We start from the raw sequence: 20,173 nt of genomic DNA, 5'->3' as shown, positions 1-20,173 counted from the left end.
ATTTAAAGCATCGAGAGTCTATTTAGATTTGCTCATTTTATTGAAAACTAGCTTACCAACCGATGCGCTGACTCCACTTAATAATGTACCCCAAGCAATATCTATTACAGATAGCCTAAGTGGCCAATCTTTCAACAAGGCTAAATTGGTTAAGTCGTAACTTGCATATATAAAAAATCCAAATACAGCAGCTGCAACAAAAGTATTTTTAATTCCTCTCGCAGCAATGTTGGGTAGTATCGCGAACCGCATAAGCCCTAATGCGTAAACAAGATAAAATAAACCTGCAAACATTAGATTGGGTTTAGCGGCCATCAGATGTCCAATGCCAGCTTGATAAAGAGGTTCCGCCAACATGCTTAGCCAAACGAGATCCAAAACGAACATCACCACGATAATAGTGATATATGCGGGTAATAGTTTAATCAATTGATTCCTGCCTTTAAATATTTAAAGTTACGCTGTAAACCTCAAATTAAATGTGAATAATTTCTATTAATATTGATAAGCTTTACTTAACTAGGGTGATGAAGTGACTATGCTTTTTTGTTGGTCTCTATATTAAGCACCACTACATACTATCTTAGTGTATCAGCAGATAAATATTTTACCAGCGATAGATAACAACTTGCCTTATTGTTGTTACAATAATCAAATGAGTGATAATCAATCTAATAGTTCAGATAAAAAATGTGGAGGTTTGCGCTCAGGCGCAGGTCGCAAAGTCGGTACAGGTAAGTTTGGTGAGCCTACCGAAGTACTGCGTATACCGAGTAGTCAAAAGGCTGTGATCACTGACTTCCTATTAGCTTACCAACGCAAGCATCAACTAGATGGACTTGATCCAGTCAATGAAATAATACTCCCTGCAAAAGCAGCTAAATCGTCCTATCTACCTTTGTTTGGTTCTAAAGTCCCTGCTGGGCTCCCTTCACCAGCGGATGATCATGTAGAAAAGCGCCTAGATGCCAATGAGTATCTGATAGACAAAGAAGACGCTACTTTCTTTGTCACCATACAAGGTGAGTCCATGATTAATGCAGGATTACTCAGTGGTGATAAGGCTGTGGTTGACCGCTCTAAACAAGCCAGTGTTGGAGATATTGTGAAGGCAGTGGTCGATGGTGAATTTACCATCAAGACTTTAGGCAAAGCTAAAAATGGAATGCCACGACTACTACCTGCAAACCCTGCTTTCAATCCCATAGAAATCAAAGAAGAAATGCAGTTTGAAATCTGGGGTGTTGTGACAGGTTCATTTAGACGCTTTAAGTAATCACCGAGCCTGCAACAGCTAAGTTGTTTTAAACGATTAAGAAATTAATCGCTGCAACTGGCGGTACGATAAATACGGCAGTCACGAATAAGCCTTGAAAGGCAAAACGTAAAAGTTTATTTGTTTTTGGGAGTGAGATGTTATTTTCAACATGATTGTTTTGATGGGTACGCATTTAAATCCTTAAAAGAAACTTTTGGTTTCTTGTTTATAACGAATGAAGCTTGTGGCTTCGCTTTAGTAAAACTAATACTTACTGATTATAAGTGCAACATGTTTCACTTATATGACATTCAATAATAATTAAATTATGAATGCCAGTATGTGAACTTCACCGTTAAATTGTGGCCACAAACATTGATTCAGTTAGCAAAATATTTAATTAAATAAGGATGACACGATGAGTCGCATTCAACTCAATAGGGCAGATCGCATGCGAGGCGCACTGTGGGGTATGTTTGTTGGCGACGCACTGGCTATGCCAGTGCATTGGTATTACAACATTGCGGCCTTATGGCAAGACTTTGGCACTGTTAGTGACTACCAAGCACCTAAGGAGCATCATCCAAACTCAATTATGGCTTTAGCTAACACGGCTAAAGCAGGGCGAGGTTCGCAAGAGGGTGACATTATTGGCAACGTTATTCTTAAAGGGAAAAAGCAACATTGGGGACAAGCCAATCGCCACTATCATCAAGGGATGCAGGCTGGTGATAACACACTAAATTTATTGTGTGCTCGTGTATTACTCCGCTCCTTAAATACTGTTGGCCATTACGACTCAGCAGATTTTCTGCGGGAATATATTCGTTTTATGACTGAGCCAGATCGGCATAACGACACCTATGCAGAATCTTACCATCGAGACTTTTTTGCAAACTTTGCACAAGGCGTAGCCCCTGAAAACTGTGCAGGAACTGATGGTCATGATACGGCATCTATGGGCGGTTTGGTCAGCTTGCCTTTGGTTATGATGGCTACCATTCGTGAAGGTGATTTAGCTACTATCAATGCTTCTGCGCTAACGCAACAACGCCTGACGCATCAATCATCCTTGCTTGAACAGCACACACTTGAGCTGAGTAAGCTACTGTTTCATATTTTTAACGATAGCAACCCAAATATAGAACAGCTTGCCTGTGAGGCCTCGAGCAACCTTGGCTTCCCTGCGTCTAAGGTTCTTGAGAATGTGCGTCGCAATCAAAGCTCAGATCTTGAGATTATAGGTGGTCTACTTAGCCCAGCATGCTACATCGACCAAGCTTTCCCTTCAGTGCTCTACTTAGCTGCGCGCCATTATGATGATTTTGAAAATGCATTAATCGCCAATACCAATGTCGGTGGCGACAACTGTCATCGCGGTGCTGTACTAGGCGCTATACTTGGTGCGTCCTTGGGAGTAGAGGCAATTCCAACACGCTGGATTGATGGACTAACAGCGCATGCTGAATTAAATGAAGAAATTGAACAGTTTATTGCGCGGTTTGAATAGTCAAAAATTTAATTTTCTGTATGATTTTGCGAAATTTTGACGAAGTAAGTTAGCTCAATTTTTGTAACAACACTAAGTTTTTAGGCTATTTTTACAATATTTAGACTTGGATGTTTCTCTTATTGGTTGATGTTATTAGATTGGGATGTGTAGTCTTTTTGGAGCCTAATAGGCATGTCATCTATGTAAACCGAAAGTTGAAGCAGAGGTATGCCGATCTAAACATTGATTGGCGCTATCGTCCATTCACCATCAATCAACATTTCTAGTGGTTTATAATTTTGTTTATAAGCCATTTTTTTACTCTCTCTAATCCAATAGCCTAAATATAAGTAAGGAAAGTTTAGGGTTTTAGCCCATTCAGCCTGCCACAGAACGTTGTAAGTGCCTAAGCTTGCGTGTGTGTCGCTGGTGTCGTAAAAAGTGTAAACGGCTGAAATGCCATCGAACACAATATCAATCACACTCACCATTTTAAGTTGATTATTTTCTCTAAATTCCACCATCACGCTTTCTACATTGGTTTGGCATAAAAAACTTCGGTATTGTTCAATTTTCTCAGTTTCGGTATCTTGTTCTGATTCTAGCTCAGAATTTTTCTCAGACTCTGCATGTCGTGCTAGTTGATAGGCCGCATAAAGTTCGTAATGCTCTTCATGGTAAGCAATCGGCAAAATAGTTGTGGTGAGGGTCTGATGCTGTTTGAATGCACGTTTCTGGCTGCGATTTGGCACAAAGTCATTTAGCTTGACTCGCACTGGTATGCATTCTCGGCAGCTTTCGCAATGAGGCCTGTAAGCAAACTTACCACTGCGTCTAAAGCCTTGCTGAATCAGGCCGCTGTATATGTGAGCATCAATTAAATGCTGTGGTGTAGCAATTAAACTTTGTGCAAGTTTATTGGGCAAGTAGCCACAAGTGTAGCCAGTGGTCACGTAAAATTGCAGCTTATTTAAAGGCGGCTCTGATGGCGTTGTCATGTTAAGTGCTTATTCAATTAAGACTGTGTCAAAAATGTTAGATGTTGCATAAATAGCTCTCGATCAATTTCACGTCCGCCAAAGCTTGCGAGTAAGGGTGTTTTCATCTGGCAATCTATCAAGCTAACGTTTTGGGTTTGTAAGTATTTGACTAGGTTTACAAAGGCTACTTTTGAAGCATCCGTCACATGATGAAACATACTTTCTCCATAGAACATGCGCCCAATTTTAATCCCGTAACAGCCGCCGACTAATTGATTGTCAAGCCAGCTTTCCATACTTATGGCATAGCCTAAGCGGTTAAGTTCACAGTAAGCTTCAATCATTTCAAAGCTAATCCAAGTACCTGCTGGATTGTTGTTTTCATCTAATCTAAGAGTGTTGCTACAAGCTGTCATGACTGCACGAAAGCTTGTATTAAAACGTATTTCAAAAGCCTGTTTTTTGAGTGTTTTTTTGAGTGAGTTCGATACTTTTAATTCATCAGGAAAAAGTACCATGCGCGGGCTTGGGCTCCACCACATCACAGGTTCGCCTTCACTAAACCATGGAAATATGCCTTGTTGATAGGCTGTCAACAGGCGCGCTGCCGATAAATCACCACCAATTGCAATTAAACCGTTTGGCTCTTTTAACGCCATAAATAAAGGCGGAAACTCACAGTCGTCGTCTATGCTAGCGACTCGTCCATTAGGCAGTTGATAATAGGCGTAACTCATAAACTTTATGTGAATTTGTTGGTCAGTTACATGGAAGATAAATGTTAGTTTACCTTGTTTAGCCTTTATGATTAAATGAATCCTATGTCTTTGTCATCACATCAGCTTTTAAGGTTATTCGTGTTGCTATTGCTGACAGTTTTTATTAGTGAAACTGTTTATGCAAGCGGCATGATGGCCCCTGTACAAGTCAACCCTAGTCATGCAGAAGCGCCTGTTGAGCATTGCCACGAAGTGCCCAACACACAGCAATCCCATGAAAAGCAGCACACGCATGCAAGCTGTAAAGATTGCAGTCATTGTATGGCCTGTTTTACAATTTTACCTCCTAGTCAATTAGACGAGATGCAATCTCAGATTCAAGTTACAACTGTGAGCTTGTTTGAACCTAGCTATCTTTCGCACATCAGTGCCCGACCACAAAGACCTCCCATTTCTTAAGTAAACAGATGGACTCAGTTCAGCAGCAGGCTTTTGCCTGTTGCTGATTCACCACATTTATTTTTGAAATGAGATTTCGATGAAACTATTCAACTTATCGTTGTTTATTCTTTCTCTTGGTTTAGGAACATCTACGCCTCTATGGGCCGCAGATGCATCTCAAGAGACCAATACCTACCAATCATCTCTCGATGATTATAAACCCCTAACTGACGACAACCTGTCAGATTGGAAATCTATAAACGTGCCTTCAAATGACGGCCATGCTGGACACTCCATGGCAGGTATGCAACATGAAATGACTGCGGAACAGAAGGCTAATATGGCTTCCGATGACAAAGGAATGCCTGCAATGGAGGGCATGGATCACAGCCAAATGAAACACGACCATGTAATGGCGGCAATGCCAGGAATGGATCATGACAACATGAAATCCATGCCTGATAGCAAGTCAGCAAGTCAGTCCATGAAAAAAGAAGATATGCTTGACATGAACCATGACGAAATGGCTGTGCACAATCACGGTGGGTCAGACATGAAAGCCATGGATCATTCAAAGATGAGTGAGTTAAAGCCGAATGACATGCAACCAAGGGTAGAAGATGCCACTCAAGATGAATCTCAACCACACGGGCATGCATCTACACAACGGTCTGAACATGCAGGGATGTCAGTGCCCTCAATGATTGCACCAGCAACACAAGCCATATCCTTGCAGATAATCCCTAATTTTCATCCGATTGTGGTGCATTTCCCAATTGCCTTAACTGTTATAGCATTTCTGCTGAGTATCGCTGCTTACGCAAGGCGAAGTCATCCAGTCTCGACACAGCTGGCTGCCGCTGGACACTTTACCCTTTGGCTCGCTGCTATCGGCGCTGCTACGGCTGTATTATTTGGCTGGTTAGCATTTAACTCGGTCAACCATGATGATGCAGGACATACAGCCATGTTGTTACACCGTTTCTGGGCAATTCCCACGGCTTTAGGTTTAATCTTGCTCGCTAGCTGGGATGCATGGAAGTATCGTGTTAATGAACTCATATCAGTTCCAATGCTTTTTTTACTTTTGCTGCTGTCCCAAGCAATCGCAGTGACAGGATGGCTGGGAGGGGAGGTGGTTTATCGGCATGGCATAGGCGTGCTATCACTGCCAATCAGTGAAGGCGCTGGTCATAGTCACCATCATAGTGCAGATGCTACCGCACCTTCACACACGACTCTTAAGACCGAGCCTGATGTACACGCAGAACATCCAGATGATGAAAAAGGAGAGTCGCATGAGCACTAATACACAAACATTCAAATCTCGCACTTTAATCGCCCTTATCAGTGTCAGTTTTGCGCTTGGCGGTTGTGCCACATTTTCTAAAGATGGTGGTTTTGGCGCTGTGCAAGATACTACTCAAAAACATATTAAACAAGAGGTTGTTTGGCCAAAAACAGAAGGTGAAAAAAACAAAGTCACTGAACGTGTGAACGAATTGTTATCAAAACGTTTAAACGCAGATCAAGCCGTACAAGTAGCGCTACTGAACAATAAAGGGTTACAGGCAGATTTTTATAATTTGGGTATTTCGGAATCAGATTTAGTACAAGCTGGCCGTTTACCTAATCCCAAGTTTTCTATGCTTTACACACGTAATGATGGTGACTATAAAATTGAACAAATACTGACTTTCAATATTTTTTCGCTGTTAACCATGCCAAGAATGCAAGCAATTGAACGTCAGCGATTTGTGCAAATTCAGAAAAGAACCGCTTTTGAAGTGATTAAAATCGCAAATCACACTCGTATTGCTTATTTCAATGCAGTTGCAGCAACAGAGCAAGTCCGCTATAGCGAGCAAGTAAAAGAATCTGCAGAAGCCAGTGCTGAATTAGCAAGAAGGATGGTAAAGGCAGGCAACTTTAACAAGCTGCAGCAAGCGCGGGAACAGAGTTTTTATGCAGATGCGGCATTAGATTATGCGAATGCAGGCAATAAGCAGGTATCTGCGTATGAAGCACTATCAAGACTGCTAGGTGTGTCAGTTGATCAGCTTAATTTAGAAGAGCGCCTCCCTGATTTACCAGAGTCGCTCACTGACTTGCAACCATTTGAGAAATCAGCTTTTGAACAGCGACTGGATTTACAGGCTATTAAACTAGAAACGGAAGCGTTAGCTAAACAACTAGGGCTCACCAAGACGACACGCCTCATTAATGTACTGGAAATTGGTCCCGCAAGAGTGTTAGAAGGTCGTCGTGGCGATCCTTATAAAAAAGGGGTAGAGCTTTCATTCGAGTTACCAATATTTGACTGGGGCACTGCACGCGTTGCACGGGCTGAATCCATTTATATGCAATCGGTCAATCGGGCGGCATACGTAGCAATCAATGCACAGTCTGAAATCCGTGAGGCCTACAACACTTATCGTACCAATTACGATGTAACAAAGCATATCCGTGATGAAATCGTGCCGCTTCGTAAAAAAATTCTGCAAGAAAACCAACTTCGCTATAACGGCATGCTGACCAGCCCATTCGAACTGCTGGGTGATGCTCGTGCACAAGTTGCTAGCGTGCAAAACTATATCGAATCTTTACGTGAGTTCTGGGTTGCCGATAGCACATTACAAATGACGCTGATTGGTAACGAAAATATGATGGAGGGAAATTAACATGGATTTTTCTAAATTTAGCAGGCGTGACTTTTTCAGATTGGCAGGTGCAGGCATCGCCGCGTCTACTGTGAGCAAAGTAGCGATGGCCGCATTACCCGAAATCGTTTCAGCAGAACAAGCCAATACACAAGCGCCTTTAGTACCTAATACTGGTCGTCCTTACAATCCAGTGGTGACCTTGAACGGCTGGAGTTTGCCTTGGCGTATGAAAAATGGTGTTAAGGAGTTTCATTTAGTGGCAGAGCCAGTTGTACGTGAAATTGCGCCAGGTATGAAGGCACATTTGTGGGGTTATAACGGCCAAAGCCCAGGCCCAACCATTGAAGTGGTGGAGGGCGATAAGGTGCGTATTTTTGTGACCAATAGATTGCCCGAAGTGACCAGTGTGCATTGGCATGGTCAGCCTGTGCCAAATGGTATGGATGGCGTCAGTGGGCTAACCCAAGCCCCAATTGAGCCAGGGAAAACTTATGTTTATGAATTTGAAGCAAAGCGTGCAGGTAGTTTTATGTACCATCCGCATGCTGATGAAATGACGCAGATGGCGATGGGGCTTATGGGCAGCTGGGTGACGCACCCTAAGAATCCTAAATTCATGCCAGTAGATAGAGATTTTATTTTTCTATTGAATGCTTATGATATTGACCCTGGAAGCTACACACCAAAAATCAATACCATGCTAGATTTTAATTTATGGACATGGAATAGCCGTGCATTCCCAGGCATAGATCCGCTTGTCGTGCGCAAGAATGACCGAGTGCGTATTCGTGTAGGTAACCTCACCATGACCAACCATCCCATTCATTTGCATGGCCATGAATTTCAAGTGACGGGTACCGATGGCGGTTGGGTGCCGCCTACCGCAAGATGGCCAGAGGTCACTACCGACATTGCCGTAGGGCAAATGCGCGCGATTGAGTTCGTCGCAAATAATCCAGGAGATTGGGCTTTTCATTGCCATAAAAGTCATCACACCATGAATGCAATGGGGCATCAAGTGCCAACATTATTAGGCGTTAAGCAGGATGACTTAGTCGATAAAATCAGTAATTTAGTGCCAGATTATATGGCAATGGGTGAAACTGGCATGTCTGAAATGAGCGAAATGGCAGCGATGATGCCCATGCCATTACCCGAAAATACCTTGCCCATGATGACTGGCAAAGGCCAGTTTGGCGATGTGAATATGGGCGGTATGTTTTCTGTCTTAAAAGTGCGTGAAGGATTAGCAAAAGGTGATTACAAAGACCCTGGGCATTACCAGTTTCCCAAAGGATCTATGGCGTATGAGTTTGTTGGCGATGGACCAGAACCGCTAAGGCAACCCGCTACTGATGAGAAATCCGAGGTAGAGGTGCAGGTACGCAAACCTACAGGCCATGCGGGACATTAATCAGGAGTTATCATGCAATATATTATTTTTAAATATTTAATTACAGCGGGCGTAGTGGTCATAGCATCAGAGCTTGCTAAGCGCAGTGACAGGCTTGGCAGTTTGATGGCTGCGCTGCCTTTGGTGACGGTGCTTACGCTGATTTGGCTGTATGTCGAGCATCAACCAAGCAGTAAAATTGCTAATCATGCCTACTATACTTTTTGGTATGTATTGCCAACTTTGCCTATGTTTTTGCTTTTCCCTTACTTGCTGCCTAAATGGGGTTTTGTGCTGACGTTGATTACCTGTGTAGTATTTACCATCGTTACTTTTTTATTATTCGCCTTATTAGTGAAACAGTTTGGTATAGACCTAATTTAGATAGGGTTAATTTTAGTAAGGTTTTTATAAAAAAAGCTTCTTAATCATACGATTAGCGCGTAAAATGCGCAAACTTAAAAAATTGTAGTGAATACCTTGGAACAATATACAACAATGCTCGCAAAGCCCATTCATAGCTATCGCCCTTACTGGGCGAAGCGGTTTGGTGCTGCGCCGATTTTACCTATGTCTCGTGCTGAGATGGATGAACTTGGTTGGGATAGCTGCGACATTATTTTGATTTCAGGTGATGCTTATATTGACCATCCGAGCTTTGGTATTGCTTTGGTTGGTCGCTTGTTAGAGGCGCAAGGTTTTCGCGTAGGTATTATCGCCCAGCCAGATTGGCAAAATGCCAATGCATTTAAATCGTTAGGTAAGCCTAATCTATATTTCGGCGTGACTGCTGGCAATATGGACAGTATGGTGAATCGTTACACAGCGGATAGAAAAATTCGTAGTGACGATGCTTATACGCCAGATGCTGCGCCAAACAAGCGTCCTGATAGAGCAGTACTGGTTTACTCGCAACGTTGTCGCGAGGCATATTCAGATGTGCCTTTGGTGATTGGCAGTATTGAAGCCAGTTTGCGCCGTATTGCGCATTACGACTACTGGAGTGATAAAGTTCGCCGCAGTGTACTGATCGATTCAAAAGCAGATATTTTACTTTACGGCAATGCAGAGCGGGCTTTGATTGAGTTAAGCCATCGTATTGCTAAGGGTGAAAAAGTGGCGGATATTCAAGACATTCGCGGTACGGCTTTTTTACGTAAAAAGATTCCAGAGGGTTGGAGTGAGATTGAAAGCACGAAATTAGACCGCCCAGGCACTGTTGAAAAGCATGTTGACCCATATGAAATGAAAATGGGTAAAGCTGATGCAAGTTGTGCAACCGATGAAAACAATGCCAAACCAGCGCTACCTGAAGGTACAAAAGCGATTGAAATTGTGCGTAAGCCTAAAGCTGATCGTGCTAAGCAAGTGGTACGTTTGCCAGATTATGAAGCAGTCGCCCAAGATCCCGTGTTGTATGCCCATGCTTCGCGTGTGCTGCACTTGGAAGCTAACCCTGGCAATGCGCGTGCTTTGGTGCAAAAACATGGTGATAGAGAAGTGTGGTTAAATCCACCGCCGATTCCGCTCACCACCAAAGAGATGGACTACGTTTACGATATGCCGTATGCACGTAAACCGCATCCAGCCTATGGCGATGCAAAAATTCCAGCATGGGAAATGATCCGTTTTAGTGTAAATATTATGCGCGGCTGCTTTGGTGGTTGTACGTTCTGCAGTATTACTGAACATGAAGGTCGCATCATTCAAAGCCGCAGTGAAGCATCAATCTTGAAAGAGGTTGAAGAAATCCGCGATAAAGTTGAAGGTTTTACTGGTGTGATTTCAGACCTTGGCGGCCCAACAGCCAATATGTATCGTATTGCTTGTAAATCAGAGACCATTGAGAAAAACTGCCGTAAGTTGAGCTGTGTTTATCCTGGCGTTTGTGAAAACTTAAATACAGACCATACGGCCTTGATTCAGTTGTACCGTAAGGCGCGTGCCATTAAGGGCGTTAAGAAGATTTTAATCGGCAGTGGTGTGCGTTATGACCTTGCAGTGAAGTCGCCTGAATACGTCAAAGAGTTAGTGCAACATCATGTGGGTGGCTACTTAAAAATCGCTCCTGAACATTCTGAAGAGAATGTACTCAGTAAAATGATGAAGCCCGGTATGGATGCGTATGACGAGTTTAAAGCCATGTTTGAAAAGTTTAGTGCTGAAGCTGGTAAGAAGCAGTATTTGATACCTTATTTTATTGCGGCGCATCCGGGCACTACTGAATTGGATATGCTTAATTTAGCACTTTGGCTTAAAAAGTACGACTTTAAGCTAGATCAAGTACAAACCTTTACACCTACACCTATGGCAATGGCTACGGCAATGTACCATTCAGGCAAGAATCCATTGCGCAAAGTCACGGCAGATTCAGACGATGTGCCGATTCCCAAAGCGGGTAATGTGCGTAAATTGCATAAAGCGTTTATTCGTTACCATGACCCTAATAACTGGCCTATGCTGCGTGAGGCCTTAATAAAAATGGGCCGTGAGGATTTGATTGGCAACGGCAAGCAGCACTTGATACCAGCTTGGCAGCCGCTTTCGAACAAGCCAATTACCACTGTACGCGGTGAAAAACTTGAGCGAACTGTTCGACCTAGACGAGTGTCAGAAGTTAAACGCAAATATTCCTAAGCGCTTTTGCTAGCTAAAAAGCTTCAGCTAAAGTATTAGGTGTGTTTGCATTGCTAACATTTCTAATACTTTAAGGCGGCTCCATGATTTTGCAATGTAAACCAGTTTTGCAATTCAAACGACTATTCAGTGCCATTTTAACATTTAGTTTTTTTGCGTTTGCTACAACTAATGCATACGCCGAAAAGGGTTTATTCTGGAAGGTAGAGTCGCCTGCAGGTAAAACTAGTTACCTTTTTGGCACTATGCATACAGACGATAATCGTGTGACTAATTTTTCGCCAGCCGTTGATAATGCGTTGCAGTCTGTCGATGCGTTTATGATGGAAACACTCGCACCAAATAATCCAAATGTATTCAAAATGCCAGATGGTGATTTAAAAACCATGTTGAGTGAAGCTGAGCTTGATAAGGTATATGCGCTAGCTGAATTTCACGTGATGCACCGTGATGTCGCAACTCATATGAAACCTTGGCTACTCGCAGTGGTGTTCGATTCACCCAAGCCTCTCACGCCATTCGCGCAAGACAACCTACTGATGACTAAATCTGAAGATTTTGGCAAAGAAGTGATTGGCATTGAGGATACGAAAGAACATTTTGGCGTAATGGATAGTTTTAGCCGCGATGAACAACTGACGATGTTACGCGCCGTGTTAAAACGCAGTCCAGAGCAGAAAGAGCGTGACTTTGAATCATTAATGGCAGCTTATTTAGCAGGGGATAGTAACAAAGTGGCTGCCCTAGACGAAAAAATTACAGGTGGCATGCTACCACCCGCCTTGTGGGAAAAAATGCGCGCTAAGTTATTGGATGAGCGTAACGTGGTGATGGCTCAGCGCGTCACAGAAGAAGCTAATAACAGGAGCGTATTTGTTGCTGTAGGCGCCTCACACCTTGCAGGTAAAGGCGGTTTAATTGCTAGGTTAAAACAAGCAGGTTTTAAACTAAGCCCAATCAAATAAGCTGAATAGCAGTTAAGTTAATTAAGGCTTAGTTGTTTCCGCGTAATAGCTTCATGCTACTTGGGTAGAAAGTTGGTAGCAAAAAAGTGGATATATTATCCATTACAATTGCACCAATATATAAATCCTGCACCAATATATTCTTGTGACTTGGTCAAAATGGGCTGTTTAACATCAATTTTTTAACCTTGCCAAATTTAACTTTTCCAAATTTAACCTAGTTAAAATTTTACCGAGGTTAAATTCTATCTTATACCACCTACATATTTATGTGGATCCATTACCTCAGTAGTGTCTTCGGATTCTTCCTCTTCGTAAGATGGCGTTAATATTTTTTTGAAAGCTGTCGATTCATTTTTAGTGGCACTTGATTTTTCTACGGCTGTCGGCGTAGATAACTTTCCAAACATCAGGATTTCAAAACGATCGACATATTTATTGAGGTCGGTTAATCCTTGTTCACGAGAGAGCGCAATGATGTTTTTGGCATAAGCTTCATTTTCAACTAGCCATTTAATATCAATGGTCCGACTTATTTTACGCCTCAGTATCACGCTAATAAGCGCGGCTACTGAAACTTTTTCAGTGCTGTGCAAGGTCTCTGCCATTACATTATCCTCTCTGCGTGCTGAGTGAGATCTAGTCCATCATGTTCATCTTCAGCGTCAACACGTAAATCAACGACTAGATTGACAAGTTTTAAAATAATAAGAGTGGCTATTGCACTATATGCCAAGGTGCTAAACGCAGCTACGGCTTGTAATGCGACATTCGAATCTAGGCCACTTATCGCCTTATCCGCAAACACGCCAGTCAATACTGCACCCACTAGGCCGCCCACACCGTGAATACCAAACACGTCTAATGCATCATCGGCACCTAATAGGCGCTTGAGGCTAGTCGCACCTAAGTAGCACAATGCACCACTAGCAATACCAATCGCCAATGCTCCACCAACATTTACAAATCCAGAAGCTGGTGTAATCGCAACAAGACCAGCGACAGCCCCTGAGGCGAATCCGAGCATGGTAATTCTTGATTTAACTATCCATTCAATCAATATCCAAGTTAAGGCTGCCATTGCTGCCGCTATTTGTGTTACTAGCATCGCCATGCCTGCACGGCCGTCTGCGGCTAATGCTGAACCTGCATTAAAACCAAACCAGCCAACCCATAACAGTGATGCTCCAACCAATGTATAGACTAGGTTATATGGAATAAAAGGGACTTTGCCATAACCTACTCTAGGGCCTAATACATAAGCACAAACGAGACCTGCTGCGCCTGCGTTAATGTGAACAACCGTTCCACCAGCAAAATCCAATACACCCATAGATGCAAACAAACCTGATGGCTCCCAGACCCAGTGCGCCACAGGTGCGTAAACAAAGATAGACCAAAGGGTCATAAACAACAACATGGCTGTAAAGCGCATGCGTTCGGCAAAGGCACCCACAATTAAAGCCGGTGTAATAATCGCAAATGTCATCTGAAACATGACAAATACTGATTCAGGAATGGTAGGGGCTAAGTGGCTCACTGTCAGCTGGCTAGTGGCTTTAATGTAACCAAGGCCAGATAACATTAGACGATCAAATCCGCCGAGAAACGGAGTTGCTCCAGGTGTAAATGCAATGGTGTAACCAATAAGTATCCAAATAACACTCACCAAACAGCAGACTGCAAAGCTTTGCAAAGCGGTAGAAAGCACATTTCTCTTGCGCACCATACCTGCGTAAAACAAGACTAGCCCTGGAATTGTCATTAACAAAACTAGTGCTGTTGAAGATAACATCCATGCCGTGTCGCCTGAATTAATTTTATCAAAACCAACCGAGTAAGGTTTTGTATAAACAATAGGGGCTACAGGAACAGTAGCAATGACGGAGCTAACTGGTTGAGCAGCCTGCTCTGGTGCATATGGCTGCGTATTGATTGCGGATGCTGCTGAGTTGAGGTCTGTTGCATCGGCTGTTGGTGCCGGTGAAGCTGTGCTTACGACCGCAGGTTCAGGGCTAGGACTTATTTCAACATTAGTTGTTTCTGAGTATGCTGGCAGTGCCATCAAGTTCATTGTTACAGCAAAAAGCCATATCCATAGACTGCTATTTTTGGAGTACATAAGTTTTAATTCCTAAGTATTTACTATTATTTGATGGATCAAACTTAACAATTTGAACTATAAAATCTGTTTTAGATATTGTTATCTAGTTTAATATAAGCAAAAAATATGCCTTATTAAATATTGTCTTATAGAAACTTTTTAACATTGTAGTTGAGGTTTTCAGGCTGATTCTTCATGGCTTCAATCGCTGAGCTCATCACCTGCGCAGCTTCAGTGCTACCAATCTCAGATTCCACCCAAGAGCGCAAATGTTTTAAAAATGACTTTAATTGGTCAGGCTTATAGTTGCGTAACTGAATAGTTTTACCCGTATTAATCAACGATAGAACTTGATTCTGCTGACCTTCTGACCAAGGCATGCTGTGAATTAGTTCTATTAAGAATGGGTTTAGCTTACGACTTAACCCATCTTCTGATTTCTCTAATAAATCTAGAATTTTAAGAAATAAACTTTGAAATGTTAGAAACTCTGGAGAGTTAATCACTTGGTTGGTCAATAGTGCTGTGAATTCACTATTATCTGTTTCACTGCTTAGTTCATTTGCTGATTCAATTGTTAACTCAATCGGCAGCTTGTTACGCGAACTGACTTTCACCTCATTGCTGGCTAAATCACTATCCCCTTGCAGTAAAGCGCGGTGTAACGCTCTTAATAAATCTCGTTGCTGATCTGCAATGCCATAGCTTTGACAAACTTCTTTTGCAAAGCTATTTAGCCCGTTAAATATAGAACCTGTTGCTTTGAAATAAGTGGACCACTTTTCAATGACTTCATTTGCTTCTTTTTCAGTTAATACACTTTGCAAACCTAAATAAATAGAGTTTTGTTTTGAGTTTTGAGTAGTGCCCAATTGGGAGTTTTGATTGTTGATCATTTAAATAAGCTTAAAAACTGATAATGGATTTGCTAAGCAAAGTCTGTACCAGTTTTGAGTGTGTCGACTTTATTTTTAGAGTTTTGTTGTAACAAAAACTCATCACTTGTTTTGCAGTTATTGGAGTTAAGCAATATTATTCAAATGTTATTACATTCGCTTCATGCAACTTCTCTATTCTGACCGACTGGTTCAAATGGGCTGCTGAGCATATTGAGCAAATATTTAATATTAATCGCTTGAATAAGAAGTTTTCCATTATTCGCTTTGATGATTTTTTTGATTAAAACGCCGTCTCTATCAACTGCTAGCGGTGTTGTAGTCACTTGGCTTTCATTAAACTGTGCCACAGAATGTAAGGCGCCCACCAGCAAGCCAATCTTATGTTGTTGGTATTCAATCACTATGACTTGGCTGTTGCTATTAACTACCGTAAGTTTTCCACTGAGTAAATATCCAAGATCAAATACCCACGCAAAGGTTTTACCTTCGTTTTCATGTTGAATGGCAAGCACGCCGACCCGCTCTGAACCACTGCCTATAGAAACGCGAGAAACTTCTGAGGCTGGTAACGCCTCCAGTACATATTCAGCTTCTATTGCAAATAGTCCACCATCAATAAAGAACGTCGCGAATTCAGGATCTGTTGATTGAGTCATAGATACATCAATAATCGATGCTGTGTTGTTCCCAGAGCTGTAACTGCTTCGAACTTCACCAAATAAATCATAAACCACAGCGATAACATCCTCTTTGTAGCCATCACTGACTTTGAATTCTCGATAACCATTCGAGGTACTGCATCCAAGTATTGAATAATGCCCGTCATGAATTACTATACGAGAAGTACTTTTACCATTAGGTAAGGCGAGCAAATCTGCATCAATCTCCAGAATGGCGCCTATTGGGCGGGAGGGGTCTGTGCTTGAAATGATTTGACCTTGCCTATTGATATAAAAAGCGGTGAAAGATTCTTTTTCTGCAATTCCACCTTGCAGCATGGCGGAAAACTCAGGTGATGAGTCAAATACAATACCGATACCACCGACTACTGAGTGGCTGTTTGGCGCCATAATGGCCGCATGGTAGATGTATGTTGGCGCGTTGCTATAGAGCGTGGCTGCGACAAAAGATGATACATAATATTGTTGCTCTGTACGCAGTGACATTACTTGCGACAGTGTTATATCGTCTATGTTTGTGCCAATGATTGAATTGCTATCCTCCATTGGTTTTGTACTGGCGACAATGCAACCCGTATTGTCATACACAAATATTCGGCTATAAACTGTATACAAAGAATTGATATATTCGAGAATATTGGTAATTTGCGTGACAGTTTTACTATCGATGATTGGTAAGGCTAACGCTGCTCTTAATTCGGGCGTCACTGCCCACCAACGACAGTCATCCGAACGCTCATATAAATTGCGATCAAGCAAATCTACTAATAAATGGGATACAAACTCAGAGTCTTTTAACCTAGAGGCGAGCACTGTCTCATATAGATCATTGATCGATTGCGCGAACAACTCATTGCTACGGGTGCCAGTTTCGCTAATTTGGTCTAAGACGGTTTTTAATTTCATTAGCTCACCACTTTGTCCTGCCGTCATTACCTGCCCATTCCATACGACACGACGTATAGTCGATGCCGCATTCATGACTTCAAATAATGGCGGGCAGAATGATTGTGCATGTGAGAGTAGTCCTTCGGCTACGACTGGATCTATAGTTTTTAGCGCATTAGTTTCCTTGCCAGTAAAAGCAATATCTACGGGCGTCATCACTTGACCTTGCCAACCTTTTGGCCCCATATAGCCTTGATAGCCATCAGACGTAAAGGTGCTTACTAAATATTTGCGACCACTAAATACTTTTAAGTTTGATTGCGTATCATCATTGACTGGCACTATCGCACCAACAGGTACCCATACCTTATCGCTTGACTCTATGACGCAATTATCGCTATCAAGTAGCAACATCACTGATCGCTCTGATGGGTCGCCATGTGATTTAAAAATACTAGCCATTTCTTCTATAAAGTCGAAGCATAAGCACAACACGCCAATCACCTCGCCAGTATGAGGATGTTGCATTCGTTTAGAGTAAATCAGTGCTTTATTTTTGCTAGGGCGTAAATCAGTAGCGCGATAGGTTTCGACATATTGATCTGAAATTAATGTTTCTTTAATGAGAGGGTCTAAGCTGCCTTCAATAGGTGTTTCTTCATCAATATGCACTAAAACATTGCCATCTACATCCAATAAAATAATTTCATCGTAGACGGTGTATTTCTTTCTATAGGCGAGTAAGCGTGCACGAATAATTTCATCATTGCCTGATAAGCCTGCAACAAATTCACATAGCTCGTTATCTGTGGCTAAAAATCCTACATCGGCTGTGCGCTCATAAAGATTACGAACCAAAATATCGATGACATATTGCGCCTTTGTATCAATTTCATTTAATACGGTAGCTACCTTCTCTTGTACCAAGCTTAAGACAAGCTCATTTTCTAGCCTATTAAAGCCTGCTCGGGTAGCTGCCATGGTAGGTAGAATGCTTTTAGCTTCGGTTGGGCAGTTCATTTTCGCCGATGACTCAATCATGCGCCACATCAGATTCAACTCGTGCAGTGATTGTTCACAACGGATGACATCTCTCATATAAGGGAGAAAGTTATCAAGCTGAATGGTAGTGATTTTATTCATGAGAATACCTGTAAAGTTATTGTTGTCGCTGTCGCTGTCGCTGTTGCTATGCTTATATTTAATGTTATTTAAGCAAAATTCAAGCCATAATAAAAAGAGTGTTTAGCAAGTTGTTCATAGGTTTAGCTATTGGCAGGTCTTGAAATGTATTTTGAATAGCTAACTTTGGTGCGTGTTCTGTAATTGATGCACCTAAAAATGTACGTTACCAAGAAACTCTTCCAAATGATTAATGCTAATACCCTGATAGCTGATCATTCATCTGTCGATTGCTAGCGAAAGCAGGGTTTGTCATCAACTGTTTTCTATGTGGCATAAATTATGCTTAGTAAATGCGTATTTATGGACACTGATCTATTACGCAGCCAAAAACATGAACTCGCAGTTACCAAAAGCTAAATGCCTTATTTCTATTGATGCCTTTGTGCATGATCGTCAGCGCATGCTCGATACGCTTGTCGACAATCTAGAGGGCTTGGTTTATTGCAATCTTTATGATCAGCACTGGACCATGATTTATGTGAGTGATGGATGTAAAGATTTAACTGGTTACTTTCCTGATGATTTAATGTTTAACAACATAGTTTCTTATGAAGAGATAATCTTTAAAGATGACAGAGAGCAAGTTAGGCTAGCGATTGACGAAGCTGTTAAGTTAGGCAAACGCTTTGAGGTTGAATATCGTATACGTCATGCAAATACTGACATTATTTGGGTCTGTGAACGAGGTAACCCAATTTATAATGCAAAAGGTAAAGTACATGCGATAGAAGGTTTTATCCAGAATATTACACAACGTAAAGTTGCTGAACAGTCACTGCATGATGCAGAGTTTCGTTATCGCTCTATTTTTGAGAATGCGATTGAAGGGATATTTCAGACATCGCCTAATGGAAACTATCTGATTGTTAACCCTGCATTAGCCAAGATATATGGTTATACCTCACCAGAAGAACTGATTAGTGTGCTTAACAATATACAGCAACAGCTTTATGTGACGCCTGGTCGTCGTGAAGAGTTTGTGCAAGCCATGTTAGCCAATCAAAGCGTGCATAACTTCGAGTCACTAGTTTATAAAAAAGATAATAGCACTATCTGGATTTCTGAAAATGCACGCATGGTGCATGATAAAGCTGGAAATTTACTCTACTACGAAGGTACAGTTGAGGATATTACAGCACGTAAAAACTACGATCACAAAATTGAGCACCAAGCCAAACATGATAGCCTGACGGGTTTACCTAACCGCTATATGCTGAATGATAGACTGCAACAGTCCATCAATTTTGCAGACCGTTACAACAATAAAATGGCCGTGGCTTTTGTCGATCTTGATCAGTTCAAGCTCATCAACGATAGTATGGGGCATGAGGTCGGCGATCAGTTGCTATTGATTATGTCTAAACGACTCTCTAGTTGTATTCGTGAAGTCGATACTGTGGTGAGATTAGGTGGCGATGAGTTTGTGATATTGCTGACTAATATCGAGAGTGTGAATGACGTTTTAATCAGTATGCAGCGTGTATTGACCACTATCGCCGCGCCTTGTGTCATTAATGAGCTAGATTATGTTGTCACTTCTAGCATAGGCATTAGTGTTTATCCTGATGATGGTATCGAACCGAATACACTCCTTAAAAATGCTGACTCGGCTATGTATAAAGCCAAGAAGGCTGGTCGTAACAACTATCAAATTTATACGCAAGAATTGAATGAAGCATTAACCGAGCGCGTGACGATGGAGTATCGCTTGCGGCTTGCGATAGAAAATGGTGAGTTTTTGCTGCATTACCAACCAAAGGTCAATTTTGCAACAGGTCTTATTAGCGGCGCTGAAGCTTTAATCCGCTGGCAAACTGTAATGGTCTAATAAAATGCGACACAAGTTAAGAGATTATAATTACTTAACGG

General features: G+C 41.9%; 18 protein-coding genes. 10 read left to right on the top strand and 8 right to left on the bottom strand.

Features of this window, described 5'->3' with window-relative positions:
- Nucleotides 1-18: 18 nt before the first annotated feature.
- Nucleotides 19-429: a DUF2177 family protein gene (locus PSU78_RS05075; RefSeq protein WP_300385208.1), complete on the bottom strand. Its 411-nt coding sequence runs from the start codon at nt 427-429 to the stop codon at nt 19-21.
- Nucleotides 430-655: 226 nt separating this feature from the next.
- Here PSU78_RS05075 and PSU78_RS05070 point away from each other — a divergent pair, with 226 nt between their 5' ends.
- Nucleotides 656-1,276, top strand: coding sequence for a LexA family transcriptional regulator (locus PSU78_RS05070; RefSeq protein WP_300385205.1), 621 nt, complete (start codon nt 656-658; stop codon nt 1,274-1,276).
- A gap of 28 nt (nt 1,277-1,304) precedes the next feature.
- On the opposite strand, the gene PSU78_RS05065 is transcribed toward PSU78_RS05070, so the two are convergent.
- Complete coding sequence (locus PSU78_RS05065; RefSeq protein WP_300385202.1) at nt 1,305-1,451, bottom strand: hypothetical protein; 147 nt, start codon at nt 1,449-1,451, stop codon at nt 1,305-1,307.
- A 225-nt stretch (nt 1,452-1,676) separates the two neighbouring features.
- Here PSU78_RS05065 and PSU78_RS05060 point away from each other — a divergent pair, with 225 nt between their 5' ends.
- Nucleotides 1,677-2,768, top strand: a complete 1,092-nt coding sequence (locus PSU78_RS05060; protein ID WP_300385199.1) for an ADP-ribosylglycohydrolase family protein — start codon at nt 1,677-1,679, stop codon at nt 2,766-2,768.
- 218 nt (nt 2,769-2,986) lie between these two features.
- Here PSU78_RS05060 and PSU78_RS05055 read toward each other — a convergent pair whose 3' ends face one another.
- Together PSU78_RS05055 and aat are read right to left on the bottom strand one after the other, a co-directional pair.
- A complete protein-coding gene (locus PSU78_RS05055) occupies nt 2,987-3,748 on the bottom strand; it encodes an arginyltransferase (protein ID WP_300385196.1) in 762 nt (253 codons plus the stop codon).
- A 17-nt stretch (nt 3,749-3,765) separates the two neighbouring features.
- Complete coding sequence (aat, locus tag PSU78_RS05050; RefSeq protein ID WP_300385193.1) at nt 3,766-4,467, bottom strand: leucyl/phenylalanyl-tRNA--protein transferase; 702 nt, start codon at nt 4,465-4,467, stop codon at nt 3,766-3,768.
- 84 nt (nt 4,468-4,551) lie between these two features.
- Here aat and PSU78_RS05045 point away from each other — a divergent pair, with 84 nt between their 5' ends.
- The 7 genes from PSU78_RS05045 to PSU78_RS05015 all read left to right on the top strand — a co-directional run bounded on the left by PSU78_RS05045 (nt 4,552) and on the right by PSU78_RS05015 (nt 12,548).
- Nucleotides 4,552-4,908, top strand: a complete 357-nt coding sequence (locus tag PSU78_RS05045) for a hypothetical protein (protein WP_300385190.1) — start codon at nt 4,552-4,554, stop codon at nt 4,906-4,908.
- A gap of 79 nt (nt 4,909-4,987) precedes the next feature.
- A complete protein-coding gene (locus PSU78_RS05040; RefSeq protein WP_300385187.1) occupies nt 4,988-6,199 on the top strand; it encodes a DUF2231 domain-containing protein in 1,212 nt (403 codons plus the stop codon).
- On the top strand, nt 6,189-7,571 hold the full coding sequence (locus PSU78_RS05035) for a TolC family protein (protein WP_300385184.1): 1,383 nt from the start codon (nt 6,189-6,191) through the stop codon (nt 7,569-7,571). The genes PSU78_RS05040 and PSU78_RS05035 overlap by 11 nt, the downstream gene beginning before the upstream one ends.
- A 1-nt stretch (nt 7,572) precedes the next feature.
- The gene (locus PSU78_RS05030; RefSeq protein ID WP_300385181.1) at nt 7,573-8,967 is read left to right on the top strand and encodes a copper oxidase; all 1,395 of its coding nucleotides are present in this window, start codon (nt 7,573-7,575) and stop codon (nt 8,965-8,967) included.
- Between the two features lie 12 nt (nt 8,968-8,979).
- The gene (locus tag PSU78_RS05025) at nt 8,980-9,330 is read left to right on the top strand and encodes a DUF3147 family protein (protein ID WP_300385179.1); all 351 of its coding nucleotides are present in this window, start codon (nt 8,980-8,982) and stop codon (nt 9,328-9,330) included.
- A gap of 114 nt (nt 9,331-9,444) precedes the next feature.
- Entirely contained in the window at nt 9,445-11,583 is a 2,139-nt protein-coding gene (locus tag PSU78_RS05020) for a YgiQ family radical SAM protein (protein ID WP_300385245.1), read from the top strand.
- Nucleotides 11,584-11,666: 83 nt separating this feature from the next.
- On the top strand, nt 11,667-12,548 hold the full coding sequence (locus tag PSU78_RS05015; RefSeq protein WP_300385176.1) for a TraB/GumN family protein: 882 nt from the start codon (nt 11,667-11,669) through the stop codon (nt 12,546-12,548).
- A 245-nt stretch (nt 12,549-12,793) separates the two neighbouring features.
- Here PSU78_RS05015 and PSU78_RS05010 read toward each other — a convergent pair whose 3' ends face one another.
- The 4 genes from PSU78_RS05010 to PSU78_RS04995 form a co-directional block, all read right to left on the bottom strand.
- Nucleotides 12,794-13,156 (bottom strand): hypothetical protein, encoded by a 363-nt coding sequence (locus PSU78_RS05010; RefSeq protein WP_300385173.1) that lies wholly within the window; start codon nt 13,154-13,156, stop codon nt 12,794-12,796.
- Nucleotides 13,156-14,670, bottom strand: coding sequence for an ammonium transporter (gene amt / locus PSU78_RS05005; protein ID WP_300385170.1), 1,515 nt, complete (start codon nt 14,668-14,670; stop codon nt 13,156-13,158). The genes PSU78_RS05010 and amt overlap by 1 nt, the downstream gene beginning before the upstream one ends.
- Nucleotides 14,671-14,798: 128 nt before the next feature.
- On the bottom strand, nt 14,799-15,548 hold the full coding sequence (locus PSU78_RS05000; protein WP_300385168.1) for a hypothetical protein: 750 nt from the start codon (nt 15,546-15,548) through the stop codon (nt 14,799-14,801).
- Nucleotides 15,549-15,709: 161 nt separating this feature from the next.
- Nucleotides 15,710-18,262 carry a chemotaxis protein CheW gene (locus PSU78_RS04995; RefSeq protein WP_300385166.1) on the bottom strand — a complete coding sequence of 851 codons (2,553 nt, stop codon included), beginning with the start codon at nt 18,260-18,262 and terminating at the stop codon, nt 15,710-15,712.
- Between the two features lie 373 nt (nt 18,263-18,635).
- Between PSU78_RS04995 and PSU78_RS04990 the strand changes: the two genes are divergently transcribed.
- Nucleotides 18,636-20,132, top strand: a complete 1,497-nt coding sequence (locus PSU78_RS04990) for a diguanylate cyclase (protein ID WP_300385163.1) — start codon at nt 18,636-18,638, stop codon at nt 20,130-20,132.
- Nucleotides 20,133-20,173 lie beyond the last annotated feature (41 nt).

Source organism: Methylotenera sp., from assembly GCF_029945705.1.
Classification (GTDB): domain Bacteria; phylum Pseudomonadota; class Gammaproteobacteria; order Burkholderiales; family Methylophilaceae; genus Methylotenera.
This window is presented reverse-complemented; position numbering and strand designations above follow the sequence as displayed.